The 5,064-nt window shown below is 63.5% G+C and carries 6 protein-coding genes; 3 read left to right on the top strand and 3 right to left on the bottom strand.

Going from position 1 to position 5,064, the window contains the following annotated elements:
* On the bottom strand, window positions 1-869 hold an 869-nt coding region (locus tag EN993_RS31060; protein WP_127265680.1), incomplete at its 3' end, for a MoxR family ATPase.
* Between the two features lie 141 nt (window positions 870-1,010).
* On the opposite strand from EN993_RS31060, the gene EN993_RS31055 reads away from it, so the two are divergent.
* The 3 genes from EN993_RS31055 to EN993_RS31045 are packed head-to-tail and all read left to right on the top strand — an operon-like array spanning window position 1,011 to window position 3,531.
* Window positions 1,011-1,640, top strand: coding sequence for a DUF1285 domain-containing protein (locus EN993_RS31055; RefSeq protein WP_127265679.1), 630 nt, complete (start codon window positions 1,011-1,013; stop codon window positions 1,638-1,640).
* Window positions 1,640-2,272 carry a CoA pyrophosphatase gene (locus tag EN993_RS31050; RefSeq protein ID WP_109659713.1) on the top strand — a complete coding sequence of 211 codons (633 nt, stop codon included), beginning with the start codon at window positions 1,640-1,642 and terminating at the stop codon, window positions 2,270-2,272. The genes EN993_RS31055 and EN993_RS31050 overlap by 1 nt, the downstream gene beginning before the upstream one ends.
* Window positions 2,269-3,531, top strand: coding sequence for a CCA tRNA nucleotidyltransferase (locus EN993_RS31045; RefSeq protein ID WP_127265678.1), 1,263 nt, complete (start codon window positions 2,269-2,271; stop codon window positions 3,529-3,531). Before EN993_RS31050 ends, EN993_RS31045 begins: the two co-directional genes overlap by 4 nt.
* Window positions 3,532-3,543: 12 nt before the next feature.
* Here the strand turns inward: EN993_RS31045 and EN993_RS37465 are convergent, their stop codons facing one another.
* Both EN993_RS37465 and EN993_RS31035 read right to left on the bottom strand, forming a co-directional pair.
* Entirely contained in the window at window positions 3,544-4,341 is a 798-nt protein-coding gene (locus EN993_RS37465; RefSeq protein WP_245469019.1) for a S8 family serine peptidase, read from the bottom strand.
* A gap of 276 nt (window positions 4,342-4,617) precedes the next feature.
* The coding region (locus EN993_RS31035) for a hypothetical protein (RefSeq protein ID WP_127265677.1) at window positions 4,618-5,064 on the bottom strand (447 nt) is incomplete at its 5' end.

Here is a 5,064-nt window from a genome sequence, read left to right as displayed (position 1 = left end):
GCCTGGGGCCCCGGCCCGCGCGCCCTTGTGCATAGCATCAGCGCCTGGCTGGCGCGCGGGCCGGGGCCCCAGGCGACATGCTTGTCGGTCTCGGCATTGCCCTGGCCGGGACGCGCCGAGCGCACCAGCGTGAGGATCGCCTCGACGACGCTTTCGGGCACCGGCATGCGGCGGATCAGCGTCTGGATTTCCTTCAGCCGCGCCGGCTGCAGTACGTTCTGGGCCTTGGCGTCCTCGATGCCGGTGGTCTCCAGCAGGATGCGGCGCTCGGCCTCGATTTCGGGATAGAGGATGTCGACCTGCATCAGGAAGCGGTCGAGCTGGGCCTCGGGCAGCGGATAGGTGCCTTCCTGCTCCAGCGGGTTCTGCGTTGCCAGCACGTGGAAGGGCGCCGGCAGGTCGTAGCGGGCGCCGGCAATGGTGACATGGTATTCCTGCATCGCCTGCAGCAGCGCCGACTGGGTGCGCGGCGAGGCGCGGTTGATCTCGTCGGCCATCAGAAGTTGGGCGAAGATCGGCCCGGAGATGAAGCGGAAGGAACGCTTGCCGATCTCGTCCTGCTCCATCACTTCGGAGCCGAGGATATCCGACGGCATCAGGTCCGGCGTGAACTGGATGCGGCGCGAATCGAGGCCGAGCACGATGCCCAGCGCTTCGACCAGCTTGGTCTTGGCGAGGCCCGGCACGCCGACCAGCAGCGCATGGCCGCCGGCCAGCAGCGCCACCAGCGTGCGCTCGACGACGCTCTCCTGGCCGAAGATGACCCGGCCGACCCCGTCGCGGATTCTGGAAATATCCGCCAGCGCCTTCTCGGCCTCGGCGATCATGTCCTTCTCGCTGATCGGGCTTTCCTTGACCATCACGCTCATGCCGCATCGATCCTCGTGGTTGGAAATACCAGCCTGCAGCATACCATGACTGCCGCGATTCGGCCTCGCCTAGCGTCTGCATTTGAACTTAAATCACAGACTTAGGCTGACAAGCGGAACAACAGTGACTATTTCGTGACCATGACGGGACCCTTGGAACATCGTGAAGAAAGCCTGACTGATGCCACCGAGGCGCGGGGGCTCGAGGCGCTGATCGCGCGCGCGGCCCGCGCCGGCAAGGGCGCGGCACCCGTCGAGCGCTGGAATCCGGACTTTTGCGGCGATCTCGACATGGAGATCAAAGCCGACGGCACCTGGTTCTATCTGGGCACGCCGATCGGCCGCATGCCATTGGTGCAGCTTTTCTCCTCGGTGCTGCGCAAGGACGAGGACGGCAAGACCTATCTGGTGACGCCGGTGGAGCGAGTCGGCATCCGCGTCGCCGATGCGCCCTTCATCGCCGTCGAGATGGATGTTTCGGGTGACGGCGACGCGCGGATCATCACCTTCCGCACCAATGTCGGCGATGTCGTCGAGGCCGGGCCGGAGCGGCCGCTGCGCTTTGTCGATGAGCACGAGACCGGTGGCCTGAAGCCCTATGTGCTGGTGCGCGGCCGGCTGGAGGCGCTGGTGGCGCGGCCGGTGATGTATGAGCTGGTCGGGTATGGCGAGGAGATCGAGATCGGCGGCAAGACGATGTTTGCCGTGCGCTCGAAAGGCGCGGTGTTCCCGATCATGCCGGCGGACCAGTTGAAGCGGCTGAGCGCGTGATGGACCAGATGTCGCCGGCGCCGTTTTCATCAGCGGATTTTCGCGCGCGCTTTGCGGCGCAGCCGGATGCGCATGCCGGTGATGACTATGGCGACCATCGCTTCAATCCGGGTCATCCGCGCCTTCACCAGGGCAAGGCGTTGCGCGATGCGGCCGTGCTGATCCCGGTGGTCGATCATGAGGGCGATGCGACGGTTCTTTTGACCAAGCGAGCTGAAAAGCTGCGCAACCATTCGGGGCAGGTGGCCTTTCCCGGCGGCACCATAGACCCGACCGATGCCAGTCCGGAAGCGGCGGCGTTGCGCGAGACCTTCGAGGAGATCGGCCTTGCCCCGGATCGCATCGAGATCATCGGCCGCATGCCCGACTATGTCGCCGGCAGCGGCTACCGCATCGCACCGGTGCTGGGCATCGTGCGGCCGGGTTTTGAGCTGGTGCTCAACGCCGACGAGGTCGACGCCGCCTTCGAAGTGCCGCTGCGCTTTCTGATGGACCCGGTCAACCACAAGCGCGACAGCCGCATGTGGAACGATCTCGAATGGTTCTTCTACGACATGCCTTATGGCGACCGGCGCATTTGGGGCGTCACCGCCGGCATCATCCGTACGCTGTATGAAAGGCTCTATGCGTGAGTGTCTCGATCGCGGGCAGGGCCGACTGGCTTACCGACAAGCATCTGCAGCGCCTGCTGGCCGCACTGGCCGAGGGCGGTGAAGAGGCGCGTGTCGCGGGCGGTGCGGTGCGCAACACGCTGATGGGCCAGCCGGTCGCCGACATCGACATCGCCACCACGTGTTTGCCGCAGGAAACCATCCGCCGCGCCGAGGCGGAGGGCTTCAAGGCGGTGCCGACCGGCATCGAGCATGGCACGATCACGGTTGTCGCCGGTGGCAAGCCTTATGAGATCACCACTTTGCGCGCCGATATCGAGACCGATGGGCGGCGGGCCAAGGTGTCGTTCGGGCGCGACTGGAAGCTCGACGCCGAGCGGCGCGACTTCACCATCAACGCGCTTTATGCCGAGGCCGATGGCAGGATTGTCGACCTAGTCGGCGGCATCGCCGACATCGAGGCGCGCCGGCTGCGCTTCATCGGCGATGCGGAAGCGCGTATCCGCGAGGATTACCTGCGCATCCTGCGCTTCTTCCGCTTCTTCGCCTGGTATGGCGATGGCCGGCCGGATGCCGAGGGACTGAAGGCCTGTGCCCGGCTGAAGGAAGGGCTGGCCCAGCTTTCGGCCGAGCGCATCTGGTCGGAACTGAAGAAGCTTTTGTCGGCGCCTGATCCCTCGCGGGCGCTGCTCTGGATGCGGCAGGCCAGTGTTTTGACCGCCGCACTGCCGGAAAGCGAGAAATGGGGCATCGACGCGATCCACGGGCTGACCAAGGCTGAGAAGGATCTGGGCTGGACGGCTGATCCGTTGTTAAGGCTGGAGGCGATCGTGCCGCCGGATGCGGCGCGTATGAAGGTGCTCGCCGAGCGACTCAAATTTTCGACGGCTGAAGCGGATCGCCTGCGCCACTGGGCGCTTGCCACCGCCGTCGAGCCGAAGACGACCGAGAGCGAGCTGGCGAAAAGGCTCTATCGGGGCGACCGGCAGGGATTTGCCGACCGTCTGCGGCTGTCGCTCGCGGCAGCCAGGGTACGCGCCGTCGAGGACAATGCGGCGTTGCTCGAAGCCGGTGGCTTTTCGCGCCTGCTTGCCTTCGCCGCCAAATGGGAAAAGCCGTTGTTTCCGCTGAAAGGTGCCGATCTGACTGCGCTCGGTGCAACTCCAGGGCCGAAACTTGGCGAAATCCTCAGGAATCTGGAAGCGGAATGGGTTGAAGCGGGATTTACGTCTGATCGCGGCGCGTTGCTTGAACGCGCCGCGGAAGCACTTCGCCCTTAATGGCGGTACCGTTCATTTGATCGATACGGGAGCCAGGGCGCGCGAAAGGCTTGCCTCGCCCTTGCCATAGACCGAGGGGCTATAGCCAATCAGCGTGTCGGTCCGGGCCGTATTGAGCAACTGGTTGGTGATCTGGGTCGGCGTTGCCTTGGTGAATTTGCTGCCCACGATCGCCGCGTAACCGGAAATGATCGGTGCGGCGAAGGAGGTGCCGTAAAGGCCTGTCTTGTCCCCCGCGACCCCTACGACCAGGAAATGGCTCTGCACAAGCGGATTGGAGCCGGCAGTGTTGGAGTACCAGGCCATCCCGGTCGGGTTTGACGTTGTGCCGTTCGCGTTGAGCGCGCCGACGAAAATCGCGGACGTCTTTCCGATCAAAGCGAGGTCGAGATAGTCCTGCTGACCGCCCGTGATACCGCCCACGGCAACCGAGTCATTGCCCGCGGCCTTCGAAACCACCGCCGTTCCTTTGGTGGCGTAGGAGATGATGGAAGCTTCCTCGGCGCTCCATCCGATCTGGTTCGCGCTGTAGCCCGCCTTGGCGTACATGCCATAGCTCAGATTGAGCACGTTCAGGCCCGGCGCCAGCGTGACGGACGAAGCTGTGGAGAAGTCTTTCGACCTTATGGTTGCCAGGGGCGCAATCATGCTGGCTTCCTCGCGCGTCCATTCGCCGTGCCGCTGGGTTTGAACTCCGACGCCGAAATTACCTGAGAAGCGCGATGTGCTGGAGAAGTCGTCGACGATCGTGATCGTGACGCCTTTTCCCTTGTAGCCAGCACGCCAGGCGGCACCGACATCGGGGCTCATCCAGTTTTGCACAGTCTGCGATGGGGTTGTAGGCAGGGTAGCGCTCAGACAGATGGAAGCGCTCGATTGATCGCTGACGCAAAGCGCCGACAGCGGATCGGGACCAACAGCGTCTTGCGCCGCCGCCATCGATGCCGGCAGAAGGGCGAGCGCCGTGGCGACACCGAACTTCCAACGATTATTTGACATGTTCTTACCCCGGTTCAAACAAGAGCTAGGACGCACTATCGCGACTTTCCGGCAGCTGGGTGACATTTCATGCACGCCCCCTCGCGATTAGAAGGTAACACGGTAGTTCAGCCAGAGATGCTGCCTCTCCGGTTTAGCGTTAACCAGATATTTCAAGGTTTCCTCCGGCGCCATCTCGCTGGCAGCGAGCCGGCAATTGACGCCGTAGGTGCCCAAAACACCATAGTCGGCTTGGCAGGACTTTTCGGTGAGATTGCCGCCGACGGTCGTGGTGAGCGACAAGGAAAGAGTGCTGTTGGCACTCGGATGCATCTGAGTGAGGAAACCAAGCTTGAGGCTGGGCTCGATCCGATACTTCTCGCCCGCTTCTCCGGTCCCAAATCCCCAAAGGATGCCGGTATCCTCCGTGATCTGTGTCAGCAGGTCCACGTGCATGTCGACCCAGCTTGCCCGGTACCATTGGTTGAACGATATCCGGTTTCCATTCTGCAGTTCATAACCCCCGTCGCCGAGCACTCTGGCGCGGTCACTGAG

This window comes from Mesorhizobium sp. M7D.F.Ca.US.004.01.2.1 (assembly GCF_003997785.1).
In the GTDB taxonomy this organism is placed as follows: domain Bacteria; phylum Pseudomonadota; class Alphaproteobacteria; order Rhizobiales; family Rhizobiaceae; genus Mesorhizobium; species Mesorhizobium loti.
Note: the sequence above shows the minus strand (reverse complement) of the source record. Positions and strands in the feature narration are given on the sequence as shown.